Source organism: Actinomadura barringtoniae (assembly GCF_017573505.1).
In the GTDB taxonomy this organism is placed as follows: domain Bacteria; phylum Actinomycetota; class Actinomycetes; order Streptosporangiales; family Streptosporangiaceae; genus Spirillospora; species Spirillospora barringtoniae.
Genome location: NZ_JAGEOJ010000001.1, coordinates 203,197 through 219,041, shown reverse-complemented (window position 1 = coordinate 219,041; position 15,845 = coordinate 203,197). Strand labels below are relative to the sequence as shown.

General features: G+C 71.6%; 14 protein-coding genes. 11 read left to right on the top strand and 3 right to left on the bottom strand.

What is annotated here, in order from left to right; all coding sequences use genetic code 11:
* Positions 1-32 precede the first annotated feature (32 nt).
* From J4573_RS00970 to J4573_RS00935, 8 genes are read left to right on the top strand one after another with little or no spacing between them, the layout of a single operon-like run.
* Positions 33-869, top strand: a complete 837-nt coding sequence (locus J4573_RS00970; RefSeq protein ID WP_208253260.1) for a family 3 encapsulin nanocompartment shell protein — start codon at positions 33-35, stop codon at positions 867-869.
* Complete coding sequence (locus J4573_RS00965) at positions 869-1,744, top strand: transketolase (protein ID WP_208253259.1); 876 nt, start codon at positions 869-871, stop codon at positions 1,742-1,744. Before J4573_RS00970 ends, J4573_RS00965 begins: the two co-directional genes overlap by 1 nt.
* The gene (locus tag J4573_RS00960; RefSeq protein WP_243772279.1) at positions 1,741-2,790 is read left to right on the top strand and encodes a transketolase family protein; all 1,050 of its coding nucleotides are present in this window, start codon (positions 1,741-1,743) and stop codon (positions 2,788-2,790) included. Before J4573_RS00965 ends, J4573_RS00960 begins: the two co-directional genes overlap by 4 nt.
* Positions 2,765-2,932 (top strand): lysine biosynthesis protein LysW, encoded by a 168-nt coding sequence (lysW, locus tag J4573_RS00955; RefSeq protein WP_307796436.1) that lies wholly within the window; start codon positions 2,765-2,767, stop codon positions 2,930-2,932. The genes J4573_RS00960 and lysW overlap by 26 nt, the downstream gene beginning before the upstream one ends.
* Positions 2,929-3,813, top strand: a complete 885-nt coding sequence (gene lysX / locus J4573_RS00950) for a lysine biosynthesis protein LysX (RefSeq protein ID WP_307796435.1) — start codon at positions 2,929-2,931, stop codon at positions 3,811-3,813. Before lysW ends, lysX begins: the two co-directional genes overlap by 4 nt.
* Complete coding sequence (argC, locus tag J4573_RS00945; protein ID WP_208253257.1) at positions 3,810-4,862, top strand: N-acetyl-gamma-glutamyl-phosphate reductase; 1,053 nt, start codon at positions 3,810-3,812, stop codon at positions 4,860-4,862. The genes lysX and argC overlap by 4 nt, the downstream gene beginning before the upstream one ends.
* Entirely contained in the window at positions 4,862-5,665 is an 804-nt protein-coding gene (locus tag J4573_RS00940; RefSeq protein WP_208253256.1) for a [LysW]-aminoadipate kinase, read from the top strand. Before argC ends, J4573_RS00940 begins: the two co-directional genes overlap by 1 nt.
* Entirely contained in the window at positions 5,662-6,693 is a 1,032-nt protein-coding gene (locus J4573_RS00935) for a M20/M25/M40 family metallo-hydrolase (protein WP_208253255.1), read from the top strand. The genes J4573_RS00940 and J4573_RS00935 overlap by 4 nt, the downstream gene beginning before the upstream one ends.
* Positions 6,694-6,710: 17 nt before the next feature.
* Here the strand turns inward: J4573_RS00935 and J4573_RS00930 are convergent, their stop codons facing one another.
* Complete coding sequence (locus J4573_RS00930; RefSeq protein ID WP_208253254.1) at positions 6,711-8,312, bottom strand: amidase; 1,602 nt, start codon at positions 8,310-8,312, stop codon at positions 6,711-6,713.
* A gap of 116 nt (positions 8,313-8,428) precedes the next feature.
* Positions 8,429-9,454, bottom strand: a complete 1,026-nt coding sequence (locus J4573_RS00925; RefSeq protein WP_208253253.1) for an ArsR/SmtB family transcription factor — start codon at positions 9,452-9,454, stop codon at positions 8,429-8,431.
* Positions 9,455-9,576: 122 nt separating this feature from the next.
* Here J4573_RS00925 and J4573_RS00920 point away from each other — a divergent pair, with 122 nt between their 5' ends.
* Positions 9,577-10,158 (top strand): dihydrofolate reductase family protein, encoded by a 582-nt coding sequence (locus J4573_RS00920; RefSeq protein ID WP_208253252.1) that lies wholly within the window; start codon positions 9,577-9,579, stop codon positions 10,156-10,158.
* 10 nt (positions 10,159-10,168) lie between these two features.
* Positions 10,169-11,311 carry a questin oxidase family protein gene (locus J4573_RS00915; protein ID WP_208253251.1) on the top strand — a complete coding sequence of 381 codons (1,143 nt, stop codon included), beginning with the start codon at positions 10,169-10,171 and terminating at the stop codon, positions 11,309-11,311.
* Positions 11,312-11,400: 89 nt separating this feature from the next.
* On the opposite strand, the gene J4573_RS00910 is transcribed toward J4573_RS00915, so the two are convergent.
* The gene (locus tag J4573_RS00910; RefSeq protein ID WP_208253250.1) at positions 11,401-14,241 is read right to left on the bottom strand and encodes a glycoside hydrolase family 2 protein; all 2,841 of its coding nucleotides are present in this window, start codon (positions 14,239-14,241) and stop codon (positions 11,401-11,403) included.
* 172 nt (positions 14,242-14,413) lie between these two features.
* Between J4573_RS00910 and J4573_RS00905 the strand changes: the two genes are divergently transcribed.
* Positions 14,414-15,844: an APC family permease gene (locus tag J4573_RS00905; protein WP_208253249.1), complete on the top strand. Its 1,431-nt coding sequence runs from the start codon at positions 14,414-14,416 to the stop codon at positions 15,842-15,844.
* Position 15,845: the final 1 nt, after the last annotated feature.

Here is a 15,845-nt window from a genome sequence, read left to right as displayed (position 1 = left end):
CCCGTCCTGTTCGATCACTGGGAGTGTGACGCGTGTCCGACGTTCGCATGATGCTGGACGACCCGGAGCTGACCCGGCGCAGCCCGGGGGAGGAGTTCGCGCTCGCCCACGCCCGGCGGGGGCCGGACGCCTCGGTCGAGCTGCGCGCCTCCATCAGCGACCTGTTCCCGCCGGCCAAGCGCCGTCCCCGCCTCACCGTCAGGCACCTGCTCCGCAAGGCGGTCGTCGACTCCGACGAGGTCACCGTCTTCACCGAGCGGTCCGAGAACACCGCGCCCGACGACGCCGCCCCCGAGTGGAAGTTCGAGGTCGGCGCGCAGGCGGTGAAGACGCAGACGATCCGCGCCGCCGTACCGGTGCCCGCCGAGATCCTCACCGACCCCGCCGCGCTGGCCGCGTTCGTCGACTACCGGCTGCTGGTGCGGCTCGGCACGGCGGAGAACGACGTCCTGCTGAACGGGACCGGCCCGATCCGCGGCCTGCTGCGTTCGCCGGGCCTGCGCCACCGCCCGGAAGCGGCCGAAGAGGAGTCGGCGGCCGATGCGCTGCTGGCGACGGCGGCGCTGTGCGAGTGGTACGGCGGGTCGGCCGACGGGATCGTCATGCACCCCGACGACTGGTGGCCGCTGGTCGCCGACGGCGCGTTCCTGGAACGGCTCGCCGTCCAGGGCGTGAAGGTCAGCCGCACCCGCATGATCCCCCCGGGAACGGCGATGGTCGGCGACTTCACCGCCGCCGCGACCCTGCTGGACCGCCGCTCCTCGACGATCCGGCTGGAAGGGGACTCGCTGGTGGCCGAGATCCGCGAGGGCCTCGCCGTGCACCTGCCGGGACACTTCGTGCTCACCTCACTTCCGGGCCGGCGCTGATGAGCGGGCAGGCCGCGCCCGATCTGCCGCCCGATCTGCCGCCGGATCCGCCGCCGACAGAGCTGTCGGCCGTCGCCCACCGGGTGCGCGAGCACATCGTGGGCATGTGCGCGGGACCCGAGGGCGGCCATCTGGGCGGATCGATGTCGCTGGTCGAGATCCTCACGCTTCTCTACTTCGAGGTCATGCGGATCGACCCGCGCCGCCCCGCCGCGATGGACCGCGACATCTTCCTGCTCAGCAAGGGCCACGGCGCCATCTGCCTGTACGCCGTGCTGGCCGAACGGGGCTTCTTCCCGACCGCCGAACTCGCGGGGTACGCCCGGCCGGGCAGCAGGCTGATGGGCCACCCGGTCCGCGCCGTGCCGGGTGTGGAGATGCCCACCGGTTCGCTCGGGCACGGGCTCGCGTTGACGAACGGGTTCGCCCTCGCGCGCCGGGACCGCCGGTGCTTCACGGTCATGGGCGACGGCGAACTGCAGGAAGGGTCGGTCTGGGAGGCGGCCATGGCCTCGGCCTCGCTCGGGCTGGGCAACCTGACCGCCATCGTCGACCGCAACAGCCTGCAGATCACCGGCGCCACCGAGGACACCATCGGCCTGGAGCCGCTGGCCGACCGCTGGCGCAGCTTCGGCTGGGTGGTCCGCGAGGTGGACGGCCACGACTACGGCGCGCTGCGCCAGGCGCTCGCCCCGGACGCCGCCGATGTGGACGGTACGGGCCGTCCGCACGTGATCATCGCGCGCACCGTCAAGGGACGCGGGCTGCCGTCGCTGGAGGCCAAGGCCCGCAGCCACTACGCCAAGCTGAACGGCCGCCAGACCGAACGTTCCCTCGCCGTCCTGCGCGCCCGGCACAAGCGGGCGACCTCATGACAAGCGAAGGCGTGATGGCCCCGGCCGGTGACGCGGTTCCCCGGCCGAAGTCCGCGCGCGAGGCGTACCGCGACCTGCTGCCCGGGCTGATGCTCGCCGACGACCGGCTGTACTGCCTGGACAGCGACACCGGGCTGTTCGAGCGCGACGCGTTCGCCGCCGTCCCGGACCGCTACCTGAACCTCGGCATCGCCGAGCACAACCTGATGGGCACTGCGGCGGGCCTCGCCGCGAGCGGGAAGATGCCGTACGTCAGCACGATGGCCACCTTCGCCACCACCCGGGCGCTGGAGGCCGTCAAGATCGACGTCGCGTACAACGAGCTGCCCGTGCGCATCGTCGCCACTCACGGCGGGCTGGCCGCAGGTCACCTCGGCCCGACCCACCACTCGCTGGAAGACCTGGCGATCATGCGGGTGCTGCCCGGCTTCACGGTGGTCGTTCCGGGCGACGCGCGGCAGGCGGAGGAGGCGGTACGGCAGAGCGTCGCGCTGCCCGGTCCCGCCTACATCCGGCTCGGCCGTTCCGCGACCCCGGACCTGGACGGGTTCGTTCAGCCAGGGGCGGCGGCCGGGGTCGCCGGGGTCAGGCCGTTCGAGATCGGCAAGGCCCAGTGGCTCCGGCACGGCGGGGACGTCGCGTTCATCGCCTGCGGGCCGCATCCGGTGCTGGCCGCGCTGCGCGCCGCGGACCGGCTGGCGGAGCACGGCGTGCGGGCCGCCGTCCTCAACCTGCACACGCTTCTCCCGCTCGACGTGGACGCCATCGTTACCGCGGCCGCGGGGACGGCCGGCGTCGTCACGATCGAGGAGCACTGGCGCGCGGGCGGCCTCGGCGGCGCGGTCGCCGAGACGCTGGCCGAGCACGCGCCCGCCCGGGTCTCCCGGATCGGCATGCCCGCCACGTTCTCCGAACGCGTGGGCGGCCAGGACGAGCTGCTCAGCCGGTACGGAATCACGTCCGACGCCGCCCTCGGCGCGGCCCTGAACCTGATCGGAGCAATCGATGGAGGCGGTACGAGTGACCCTGACCTGTCCCGAGTGTGAAGGCCCGGTCGAGCTCGCCGAGCCGGTGCGGCTCAGCGAGATCGCCCAGTGCGGCGACTGCTCCAGCGAGCTGGAAGTGGTCGAGCTGGACCCGGTGTCCCTGTCCCTGGCCCCCGAGATCGAGGAGGACTGGGGCGAGTGAGGCCGGTGGCCGTGCTGGCCTCCAGGGTGCGGTACGAGGAGAAACGCCTCTTCGCCGCCCTGGAGCGCCGCGAGGTGCCGTACGTCCACATCGACACTCGCCGGTTCAGCGCCGAGCTGGACGGCGGTCCGCGTGCGGGCGGCGGCGTTCCGGCGTACGCGGCGGCGCTGAACCGGGAGATCTCCCTCAGCCGCGGCATGTACGCGTCGCTGCTGCTGGAGGCCCGCGGCGTCCCCACGGTCAACCGGTCCGAGGTGATCGAGGTCTGCGGCGACAAGCTGCGCACGTCGCTGGCACTGGAACGTGCCGGAATCCCCGTCCCGCGCACGGCGGTGGCTCTGACGCCGGAGGCGGGCGCCGAGGCGGCCGAGAAGCTGGGCTTTCCGGTCGTGATCAAACCGCTGGCGGGCTCCTGGGGACGGCTGGTGGCGGCGGTCCACGACCGGGCGGGCGCCGAGACCGTTCTGGAGCACCGGGCGGCGCTGCCCTCGCCGCAGCAGCACATCGTCTACCTGCAAGAGCTGGTCGACAAGCCGGGCCGTGACATCCGGGTGATCGTCGCCGGTGATGAGGTGATCGGCGCGACGTACCGCTACGGCGACGGCGGCTGGCGTACCAACGCCGCGCTCGGTGCGCGTTCCGAACCGTGCCCGCTCACCCCCGAGCTGACCGAGCCGGCGCTGGCGGCCGCGCGCGCGGTCGGCGGCGGCGTGCTGGGCGTCGATCTGATCGAGGGCCCCGATGGGCCGCTGGTGCTGGAGGTCAACCACACCGTGGAGTTCCGCGGCTTGCAGGAGGCGCACGGCGAGGCCGTGGACGTCGCGGACGCGATCGTCACCCACGTGCTCTCCGCCGCAGAGCAGGCCGGAGCGATCGGGTGATCCGGGTCAGCGTCATGGGCGCCGCCGGATACCTGGGCGGCGAGCTCCTGCGGCTCCTGATCGGGCATCCCGGAACGGAGGTCACCCAGGCGATCTCCACCCGCTTCCCGGGCCGCCGCGTCGACTCCGTTCACCCGAACCTGCGGGCCCAGACCAACCTGGCGTTCAGCGCTCCCGACGACCTGGACGATTGCGACGTGCTGCTGACCGCCACGCCGCACCGGGCCACGATGAACCTGCTGCCCGAAGTGAGGCGGCACGCCAAGACGGTCATCGACCTGTCCGGCGACTTCCGGCTGCCCGACACCTCGGTCTACGAGCGGTACTACGGCGTCCCGCACACCGCACCCGAACTGCTGAACGACTTCGTCCCCGGCATTCCGGAGATCTTCCGTGCCGAGCTGGCCGACGCCGATCTCATCAGCGTGCCGGGATGCATGGCCACCGCCGCGATCCTCGCGCTGCGTCCGCTGACCGGCCTGATCGAGCCCGACGTGCAGATCGACGCCCGTACCGGATCGAGTGGCTCGGGCGCGCTCGCGGGGGACTCCAACCTGCACGCCGAGCGCAGCGGAGCGATGCGGGTGTTCGCGCCTGTCCGCCACCGCCACGAGGCCGAGGTGTCGAGGCTGACCGGGCTGAACGCACGGATGGCCGCCACCGGCGTCGAGGCCGTGCGCGGAGTCCAGGTCGTCTGCCACGCCAAGGCGACGGCCGACTCCGGCGTGGTGGACGAGAAGACCCTCCGCCGTGCCTACCGCGAGCATTACCGCGACGAGCCGTTCGTCCGGATCGTCGCGCACCGCGCGGGCGCGCACCGGCTGCCCGACCCCAAGCTGCTGTCCGGCTCCAACTACTGCGACGTCGGCTTCGCCGCGGACGGTGGCGAAAGTGCGGGCGGCGACCACGGCGGCGGCCGGATCACCGCGATCGCGGCGCTGGACAATCTCGTCAAGGGCGGGGCGGGCGCCGCCGTGCAGTGCCTCAACATCCGGACGGGCCAGCCCGAGACCCTGGGCCTGGAGTTCCCCGGCCTGCACCCGATCTGATGGGCGTCCTCGTGGTCAAATGCGGCGGCGCCGTCCCCGTCGAGGCGGTGTGCGCGGACCTGTCCGGCCTGGCCGGGCGGGTGGTCCTCGTTCACGGCGGCGGGCCCGAGATCGACCGGCTGACCCGTGAGCTCGGCGTGCCCACCCGCACCCTCGTGTCGCCCAGCGGCATCACCAGCCGGCACACCGATCCGGCCACTCTCGACGCGGTCACCCTCGCCCTCACCGGCCGCGTCAAGCCCCGGCTGCTGCGCGCCCTGGCCGCCGCCGACGTTCCGGCGGTGGGCCTGACCGGCCTGGACGGCGGGGGACTCCTGCGCGCCCGCCGCAAGGCCGCGCAGCGCACCGTTCAAGACGGCCGCACGGTCATCGTCCGGGATGATCACAGCGGCCGCCTGACCTCCGTTCGCCCCGACGTACTCCACACCCTCCTCAAGGCGGGCTTCGTCCCGGTCGTGTCGCCGCCCGCCACCGGCGAGGACGGCGCCCCGGTGAACGTGGACGCCGACCGTGCCGCAGCGGCGATCGCGGCCGCGCTGGGCGCCGACCGGCTGATCCTGCTCACCACCGCCCCGGGCCTGCTGCGGGACGCGTCCGACGAGAGCACTCTCCTGGCGCGCTGCGCGCTGCCGCGTGAGGGCTCGATGCCGTACGCGGCGACCGGCGGCATGCACCGCAAGCTCATCGCAGCCCGCGAGGCACTGCTCGCGGGCGTTCCCCAGGTGACGGTCGGCGATGGGCGGGTACCCCGTCCCGTGACCGCCGCCCTGGACGGCACCGGCACGACCCTGGAGGTCGCATGAACACGCCCGTCGACTTGCTGCAGGCCATGCTGTCCATCCCCTCGCCGTCCGGGCGGGAGGACGAGCTGGCGCGCTTCCTGGAGAAGGCCATGAACGACCTGGGCATGGCCGCCCGCCGCGACGAGGCGGGCAACGTGATCGGCGACATCGGTGCGGGCAACGGTCCGGTGGTGATGTTCCTCGGGCACCTGGACACCGTCGACCGCCCCCTGCCCGTCCACCGCGACGCCACCCATCTCCACGGCCGCGGCGCCGCCGACGCCAAGGGCCCTCTGGCCGCGATGATCAGCGCCGCCGCGTCGCGCCCCTCGTTCCCCGGAACGATCCGGGTCGCGGGCGCCGTCGAGGAGGAACGCCTCTCCCGGGGAGGCGAGCACCTGGCCCGCACCCTCTCACCCCCCGACGCGCTCCTCATCGGTGAGCCGAGCGGCTGGTCCCGGGTGGTGCTCGGCTACAAGGGCAAGATCGACATCAGCTACCGGGTCGTCCGCGACGCGACCCACTCCACCAACCCCGAGGCCAAGGCCACCGAGGTGGCGGTCGGCTTCTGGCACGACCTCCTCGACGCCCTGGGCCCCGAACGCGACCACGGCTCGTTCAACCTCCCCGCGGCCACCCTGCGCGGCATGCACGGCGACGCGATCGAGGCCCGCCTGGACATCGACTGCCGCGTCCCGCCCGGCTTCGACGCCGAGGCCCTGACCGAGCGCCTGCACCTCATCGCCAACGGCGGCGACGTCACGGTCGTCCGCCACATCCCCGCGGCTCGCAGCCCGCGTTCCGACCCCGTCGTACGGGCCGTCACCGCGGCCATCCGCCGGCACGGCGGCACGCCCCGCCCCACCCTGAAGACCGGCACGTCCGACATGAACACCGTCGCGCCCCACTGGCCCGTCCCGATGGCGGCCTACGGGCCCGGCGACGGCTCCCTTGACCACTCCGACAACGAGAACATCGAGATCGCCGAATACCTCAAGGGCATCGACGTCCTCACCACGACCCTCGACGAACTGGCCACCGCCCTTTAGGCCCTGCTGACATCGGCTCAGAAGCCGATGTCGGCGCGGCGGTACGTGGGCGGGCGGCGAACGCGGCCGGCGCGTTCGTAGGCGTAGGCCAGCCGCAGCAGGGTCGGCTCGCTCCACGCCGTTCCCATGAACGTCAGGCCGACCGGCAGACCGAACGCGAAGCCCGCCGGGACGCTGATCGCGGGATACCCGGCGAGCGCGGCGGGCGTGGAGGCACCGCCGCCGTAGCTGTCGCCGCGAATCAGGTCGATCTTGGCCGGCGGGCCCGTGGTCGGCATGACCAGCGCGTCCAGCCGGTGTTCGCGGAGCACGGCGTCGATGCCCTCGGCCTGCGACAGCCTGTGGTTGGTCGCCAGGGCGTCGCGGTATTCGCGCTCGCTGTAGTTCAGCTTCTGCACGGCCTCGAGCCCGTCCTGCTGCACGTAGCGGAGCTCCCGGTCGGCGTGCGCGCTGTTGAACGCGATCAGCTCGGCCAGGCTGCGCGGATGGTCGCCGGGAGCGGCTGCCAGGTAGGCGTTCAGCCCCCGCTTGATCTCGTACGCCTGGACGACGACCGAGGTCGGCAGGTCCTCGAGCTTTTCCGCGGTCGGGATGTCCGCAGGGTCGACCACGGTCGCGCCCGCCTTGCGCAGCGTGGCGATCGCCTGCTCGGCGATCTCGTCGGCATGGTGGTCGTAGCCGAAGTAGACCGTTCGCGGCACGCCGATGCGCGCACCGCGCAGCCCGTCCGGATCCAGGAAGCGGGTGTAGTCGGCATGGAAATGGCCGCGGCTCGCCTGCGTCGCCGGGTCGCGGTCGTCGACACCCACGAGCGTGCCGAGCACGGTGGCCGCGTCTCGGACCGTCCGGGCGATCGGCCCAACGCTGTCCTGGCTGGGCACACCCGGAATGACGCCCCCGCGCCCGACCAGCCCGACGGTCGGCTTGATCCCCACCACGCAGTTGGCCGACGACGGATCGATGATCGAGCCGTTGGTCTCGGTGCCGATCGCGGCGACGCACAGTCCGGCCGCGACGGCGGCCGCGCTGCCGGAGCTGGACTCGTTCGGCGACCGGTCCAGCTTGTAGGGGTTGCGGGTCTGCCCGCCGCGCGCGCTCCACCCGGCATGGTGGGTGATCGACATGCCACCGGCCCACTCGCTCAGGTTGGCCTTGCCCAGCAGAACGGCACCGGCCGCGCGCAGCCGCGCCGCGACGGTCGCGTCCCTGGCCGGCCTCAGCCCTTCGAGCGCGAACGACCCGGCCGTCGTGTGCATCCGATCCGCGGTCTCCACCAGATCCTTCACCAGTACCGGCATGCCGTGCAGAGGCCCACGGGAGCGCCCACCGGCGTCCACCCGGCGCGCCTCCTTCAGCGCGTCGGGATTCACCTCGATCACCGCCTTCACCAGCGGGTCGATGCGTTCGATCCGTTCCAGGAAGAACCGGGTGAGCCGCTCGGCGTTCAGCCGCCCCTCGTCCATCAGCCGGCGAAGCTCGGCGGCGCCCAGCTCCTCCCAGCCGCCCGCCGCATTGGCACCGGCCTTGCCGAGCCAGGGCGCGGCCGCCACCGCAGTGCCGAACCCGAGCACGCTGCGCCGGGTGGCGGTCATCCGCCCCGTTCGCTGTCCCTCAGTCATGTCCCAGAACGCTATTGACGCGGTCGCCGCTTGACCCTCCGGCAGCCCCGCCCGCCGCAGTGGCAAGAGCACCCCCACCGAAACGGGGGCCACCCGGAGTGCCATCCGCCGCCAGCTCAGGGTTCGGGTTGGTTGCCTGCTTCGGTGAGGAGGCGGTCGCCGAGTTCGGTCCGGGAGTAGAGGACCTGGCGGCCCGCCCGGCGGGAGGTGAGGAGGCCGGCGGCGCGCAGGGCTTGGAGGTGGACGCTGAGCGTTGGCGCGGACAGGGCCATCTGGGTGGCGGCCTGGGTGGTCGACATCGGCAGGTCGAGCTGGCTCAGGAGGGCGGCCCGGGTCGGCCCGAGGACGCCCGCGAGCGCCGAGCCCGTCGGCTCGGGGTGCTTCTCCCAGAGCCGGCCGAGGCCGCGCGGGGAGTAGGAGATGCTGGGCGGCTCCGGCCTCGCGGTGCGCACCAGGACGTCCGGCCAGGCGAAGGCGCAGGGGATGAGGAGCAGGCCGCGCCCGTCGCAGTCGGCGTGGCCCTCGTAGTACTTGACGATCCTCAGCGTCTGGTCGACGAAGGACACCGACGGGTGCAGGTTGCTCATCATCCGGTCGACGCCGCCGTCGGCCAGGGCGTCGAGCCGGTAGGCGATGTCGTCGTGGAGCAGCGCGTCGATCCGCGGCCAGTCCGGGGCGATCGCGGTCTGGTGGTACGCGTCGAGGGCCTGGGTGATGGGGCCGAGGCCCGCGTCGGGCCGGTCGACCAGCGCTTGGAGGAGGGCCAGCCGCCCTTGCCGGCCCGGCGCCTGCTGGGCGACCGCGTGGCCTGCCAGGTGCGCGATCTCCTGCGCCACGATCTCAGGGTCGGCCTCGGCGATCTGCGCGAGCGCGTCGGCGAACGTCGAGGACCGGCGGCCGGGTGGCGGCACCAGGAAATCGGGGATGTAGCCCTCGGGCCGTACCAGCGCACGGAGCAGGTCCAGGTCGCTCTCGCGCAGTCGTGCTGAGCGTTCGGCGAACCTGGCGATCCACGGGCGGTGCAGGTGCCGCCGGCGGCTGCCGGCCGCCAGCGTGCGAAGGCTGGTGACGGTCTCCTTGAGGGGCGAGGCGGCGAAGCGCACGCGGGTCAGGTCGGCCGCCGTGAAGTGCAGATGGATCACGCGGCGACCCCTTCCGGATCACGCGGCGACCCCTTGGATTAGGTCTGAGCCTAATCGTGGCGCCGGGCAGCTCGCCACAGGAAACTGGGGACACCCAACCGGACCTGGGAAAGGACCCTGAAATGCGCACGCTGATCTACACCGCCTTCGTCTCCTTGGACGGCGTCGTCGACTCACCCGGCGGCGGCACGGCATCGGAGAACCACCGCAGTGGCGGTTGGACGTTCAAGGACTTGGAATTCCTGCCCGAGGCGTACGAGATCAAGGGCCGCGAGTCCGAGGAGGCCGCCGCGCTGATGTTCGGCCGGACCAGCTACGAGGCGTTCTCGCCGCTGTGGCCGGACATGGAGGACTTCGCCACCCTGAAGGACCTGCCGAAGTACGTCGTGTCGACCACCCTCGAAGAGGACGCCCTCGTCGACAACTGGGGCGACATCACGATCCTGCGCTCGGCCGAGGACGTCGCGAAGCTCAGGGAGACCGACGGCGGCCCGATCGTCATTCACGGCAGCGCCACGCTCGCCCGCACGCTTTCCGACGCCGGCCTGATCGACCGCTACCACCTGCTGGTGTTCCCGTTGCTGCTCGGAGCGGGCAAGCGGATGTTCAGCGACACCGACAAGGACAAGCAGATGCTGAAGCTGGTCGAGTCCGAGACCTACGCCAACGGCATCACCAAGTTCGTCTACGACGTCGTTCGCTGAGGTGGCCGCCATGACGAACGAAGCGGTGAACGAGACCCTGCCCGAGGCGTACGAGCGGCTGCACGCCTATGGGCCGGAGTTCGGCGGCGACGAGGAGGGCAACCACGGACTGACCAACCACGGCCCGATGGCGGTGGAGGTCATGGTCCGGCGGGGCCTCGACATCGACGTCGAAAGCTGGCTCGACCAGTACGTAGGCCGCCTCGCGGAGCTGCCGGGCGCGAACGCGACCATCAAGCCCGGCGAGTGGAGCGCGGCGCTGGGCCGGGCGCGGCGGCTGCCCGACTGGACCGCCTACTTCCAGCACGAGCTGGCCGAACGTCCCTGGACGGACGTGCTCACCGAGTGGTGGCCGCGGCTGCTGCCGGGGATCGTCGCGGGCTCGACCCACGGCGTGATCCGGGTCAGCCATGCGGTGCGTACGCTGCGCGGGAACGCGGGTGCCCCGGGTGCCCCGGGTGCCCCGGGCGCCCCGGGTGCCACTGGCGCACCGGGTGCTCCAGCCGTCCCGGCACGCGAGACCCTCGACGAGCTGGCGCACGGGCTGGCGTTCTGGGCGGCCCGCTACCGCAGCCTCGCCGGGGTCGTTCCGCCGGAGGGCACGCTCACGCCGCAACAGGGACTGGCGGGCGTCGCCCGACTTGAGGACCAGAGCGGCGTCATCGCCCACCGGCTCGACCGGCTCGAACGCAGCCCTGACTGGACCGCGAACCTGCGCGCGCTGAAGCCCGCCGCGTCCGCCGAGGAGGTTCCAGCGCGCCTGGAGTCGCTCGTCGACACCGGCGCCAAGGCCTACCTCGAGTACGGTCACGGCTCGCCGGTCCTGCTGGTCCACGCCGCCACCGCGCCCAACGCCGTGCGGCACGTACTCCCGGTCCTGCCGGCCGAGCAGTGGGCGCCGAGCCTCGCGGCGGCCTGGGCGGCGATGGTGGCGCTCGTCGCGACGTACGCCCCGGCCCGGCCCGCCCCGTGCTCGGAGATCGTTCAGCGTCATCCTGAGCTGACCGCCGAGGACGCGTTGCAGCGGGCGGCCGAGCACGGCGACGAGCACGTTCTGAAGTTCACCGACACGGTCGTCGAGTCCTACGACCGAACCGGCGACCCCGACCTGCTCGCCGCGACCCTGCACGCCGGCGAACTGATCAGCCGGTGACCCGGGAGAGCAGGCATCAGCGACACGGGAACGGCGGCGCCGCCCCGGCCATCGGGACGGCGCCGCCGCGCGAGGTGTGTCGTGTCAGGTCAGCCTGCGTTGATCTGCTGGGTCTTCAGGTTGTAGCCGGACAGCCGTACGACCGGTCCGGCGGCGGCGCGGTAGCGCGCGGTGATGGTCTGCTGCTCGCCGGGCCAGAGCGTGATGTTGTTGTCGCTCCAGCGGATCGGCAGCACCTGGCGGCCGCCGGCGAACACGTCGGCGCGGGTGAACAGCGCGGGCGTACCGCCCCCGCCGACGTTCCGGACCGTGATCGTGGTGACCGAGTCCGCGCCCTCGCGCCGGGTGTGCGCGGTGACCTTGACCGAGGCGTCGCCCAGGCTACGCAGGCCGCTGAGGTCGGCATAGCCGTCCTTCTCGAAGTTCGCGTACCCCTGGAAAGCGGCGTGCGTGGACTTCCAGTCGACCTTGTCGGCCTTGGTGGACAGCCAGTAGACGTTACGGCTGACCTGGGTGGACCCGCGGCTCAAGGTCAGCTTGGCGAAGTAGGTCCGCGAGATGCCCGCGGGCACCTTCGGCCGCATCGCCGTACGGACCTCCTGGCGGGACAGCGCTGACAGCGGCACGGTCTGCTTGCCCCGCACCTTGCCGTTGATGTCGATGAACTCGACCGTGGCGTGCAGGCCCTTCTGCGGGGTGTTGGTCTGGTTGGCCACCTGGACCGAGCCGTCCCGGTACGAGTACATGATGTGCACCGGCTCGTTGGCCTTCTTGGCGCCGAAGTACACGCCCGGCTGGTCGAAGTCGTAGCCGTACAGGCTCCACTGCAGCGACGGCCACGCCTTGTTCAGCATCCAGTAGATGACGCCGGTGCTCGGGTTGGCCTTGTCGGTGGAGTTGCCGATGTACGCCTCGAACTGGGCGCGGGCCACTTCGTACTCACCGAGCTGAACGGTCTTCTGGTAGCCGGCGGCGTCGGACCAGGGGCCGTACCGCTTCGCCAAGGCGGTGTTGTAGACGCCCATCCGCGCCAGCTTGTAGTACTCGGTGTAGGCGGAGGTGTGGAAAAGGTCCGCACCGGCGGTCGGCCCCTTCGTGGTGGCCGGATCCCAGATCTTCTGCTGATCCTCCTTGGTGAGGAAGCGGTCCAGCGAGTCCTGCGTGGGAATCGTGTTCCCCGCGCTCGCTTCCGCCTCGAATCCCCAGGCACTGCCGTTGAACATGAACATCCTGCCGGGGATGGAGGAGTTCACCGTTTCAGGGCCGTTCGCCCACCAGTAGCTCGGCGGCGCGTAGTTGTAGGAGCCCTCCTTGGAGCCGGACGCCCCCAGCTTCGGTGAGGATTCGTACCAGGCCGACGGAACGAGCGGGGTCTTCCAGTCGGCGGCGCGGAACGCGTTGAGGTAGATGTCCTCCTTGGTGGCGTCCGGTGCGTAGTCGCTGCCCAGGAAGAAGGTGAAGACGCTCGGGTGGTCGCGCAGCCGCGCCGCCATGTGCGCGGCCTGGTTGGCGGCGCTGGCCTTGGTGGCGTCGTCCCAGGTGCTGCTGTTGTCCTCCCAGCGGTCGCAGCACTGCCAGCCGGTCATGGCGAGGATGCCGGCCCGGTCCAGCTGGGCGAACATGTCGTCGGGCGGGAAGTTGCCCTCGAACCGCAGGGCGTTCAGGCCCATGTTCTTGACGTACGACAGCTGGTCGGCGATGTTGCCGGGCGAGTAGCGCAGGAACATGTCCTGCGACCAGCCGCCGCCGCGCACGATGAACGGGACGCCGTTCACCAGGAACTGCCGGTAGCCGCTGGAACCGTGGGTCTTGCCCGGCACGACCTTGGTCAGCCGTGAGGTGACGGTGCGGATGCCGAAGTCGTCGGCGTCCTGGTCGGAACGCGCGCCGTCCACGCCGGCCGCCACCGCGAGGTGGTACATCGGCTGGCCGCCCATCTGGTACGGCCACCAGATGTCGGGGTGCGCCAGGTGCAGGCCACGGTTGTCCGCCGGAGTCACGGTGACCGGCTTGGTCTCGTGCGGTGCCAGCGCGACCGTCTTGCTGAACGAGATCCGGGTCTTGCCCCGCGTGATGCTGCCGGAGAAGGCGGCCCGCCGCGGCTCGCCGGTGTTGTTGCGCAGGCTCGCCTTGACGGTCAGGTCCGAGGTGCTCAGGTCCTTGGCGTTGTGCTGGACGACATGCGCGTCCCGTACGGAGACCGGGCCGTTCTGGGCGAGTTGCGGGGCGGACTGGAGGCCGGTGTAGCGGTCCGGTGAGGGCGGGTTCCAGTCCACCATGTTGAGCGTCAGGTGCTTGCCGACCGGTTTGGACGGGTCGGGGTTGAACTCGTCCTGGTTCTTGGCCACGTCCAGTGCGATCGCGTTCGCGCCGTTCCGGACGTAGGCGGTGATGTCGAACTCGAACCGGGAGTAGGAGCCCCGCAGCCGCGCCCGGTCGGCGATCTTGCGGCCGTTGACCCAGAGGTCGGCGTCGCCGTTGATCCCGTTCATCGTCAGGAACGTGTGCCGGCCGGGCCGTGGGCGCACGGTCAGCTGCTCCCGGTACCACCAGTTGTCCTTGAACTGCTCGGCCGGCACCTTGGCCAGGTTGTCGCCGGTGAAGACGCCCGGGTAGCGGCCGTTCTCCACCAGCCCCGCCATGAGCGTCTGCGGCTTGGAGATCGGCAGCCATCCGTTCGCGCGGTAACCGGGGCTGCTGATCTTCGCTCCGTCGTGCCCGGCGACGGCGGAGGACTGGATCCGCCACCCCGAGTTCAGGGCGGACGTTCCGGGGTCCGGTCCGTCGGGCGTCCCTGCGGTGGCCTGTGCCGCGTCCGCCTGTGCCTCCGCCGCCGAGCCGGCCGTGATCGCCGCCATCCCGGACAGGCTCACCGCGGCGGCGATCGCGGTGGCCAGACCCGCCCTGCTCTTGGATGTGCTCCTGGACATCATCGCTCCCTAGTTAGATCGGTGCTCAATCTAACTAGGAGGCGTACGGCCAACAAGGCGCCTACACCTACCTGGTGAGGGGAGCTAAGACCCATTGACACCGGCGATCGGAGCTGCCTAGCATCCGTTCATTAGTTCGGAATCCGATCTAATGAGAATCGGGGTGGGGATCGTGAGTCGACCGGCCGACCCTGCGGACGCACGCCTCAGCGCCGGATCCATCGGGCTGCCGCAGGCGCTCTTCCAGTCCGTCACGCACATGGGCCCGGCGGCGGGCATCGCCTCGTCGCTGCTGGTCGCCATCTCGTTCGCCGGCCCCACCATGCCGCTGGCGATCGGCCTGGCGATGGTCGTCTGCCTGCTCATCGCCACCGCCGTCGCCCAACTCGCCCGCCACGTGACCACCGCCGGCGGCCTGGCCGACTACGCGACCGCCGGGCTCGGCCCGCGCGCCGGCCGGTTCGTCAGCTGGCTCTACCCGGTGCTGGAACTGCTGATCGCGCCGATCGTGTTCATGGTGCTCGGGCAGATCCTGGCCGGGGTGTTCGACCGCGACCTCGGGGTCACCGCGCCGTGGTGGCTGTGGATGATCGTCGCCGCCGCGCTGTCGGCCTACCTGAACGTGCGCGGGGTCCGGTCGTCGACCAACGCCGGCATCGTGCTCGGCGCGTTCGAGATCGCCGTGTTCACCGCCTTCGCCGTGTACCTGATCGTGCACAACGCCGGCGACAACACCGCGCGGGTGTTCGTGCCGTCCCACGCCCTCGAACCCGGCCTGTCCGGCGTCTTCAAGGGGATGGTCTTCTCCATCCTGGCGTTCCAGGGCTTCGAGACCGCCGCCCCGCTGGCCGAGGAGACGCAGGACTCGCGCCGCGTCATCCCGCGCGTCATCGTGCTGTCCACGCTGGTCGTCGGCGCGTTCTACCTGCTGTGCGGGTACGCGTCGGTGATCGGCTGGGGCTTCGACGACATGGCGGCGTTCGCGGCGAACCCCGACCCGTGGGGCGTGCTGGCCCGGCGGTTCTGGGGGATCGGCTGGGTCGTGATCCTGTTCGCCCTGGTCAACAGCTTCGTCGGGAACGGCAACGCCGGGGTGGCCGCCGCCTCCCGGATCCTGTACGCGCTGGGACGGCAGGGCACGCTGCCCAAGGCGTTCGGCAGGGTCCACCCGGTCCACGCCACACCGGCGAACGCCGTCTACGCCCAGACCGCGCTCACCATCGTGCTGGGACTCGCCCTCGGCGCCTCGTTCGGCGTGACCAAGGGGTTCTCCGTCCTCGCGACGGTCGTGACCGTCTTCGCGATCGTCCTCTACATGGTCACCTGCGCCGCCTGCGTCGCCTACTTCCGGCGGCGTCGCCCCGCCGAGTTCCGCTGGTTCCCGCACGCCGTGTGCCCGGTCGCGGCCATCCTGATCCTCCTGGTGCCGCTGTACTACCAGGTGCACCCCTGGCCCGCGTACCCGCTGGCCTGGGGCAACTGGTTCTGCATCGGCTGGATCGCCGCCGCCGCTGTCGCCGCGACGGCGTTCCGGCGACGCCCCGAACCCATGGACCGCAGCGCGCAGCCGGTGCGGCAAGCCACCCCGGGTCTGCCAGAGTGAA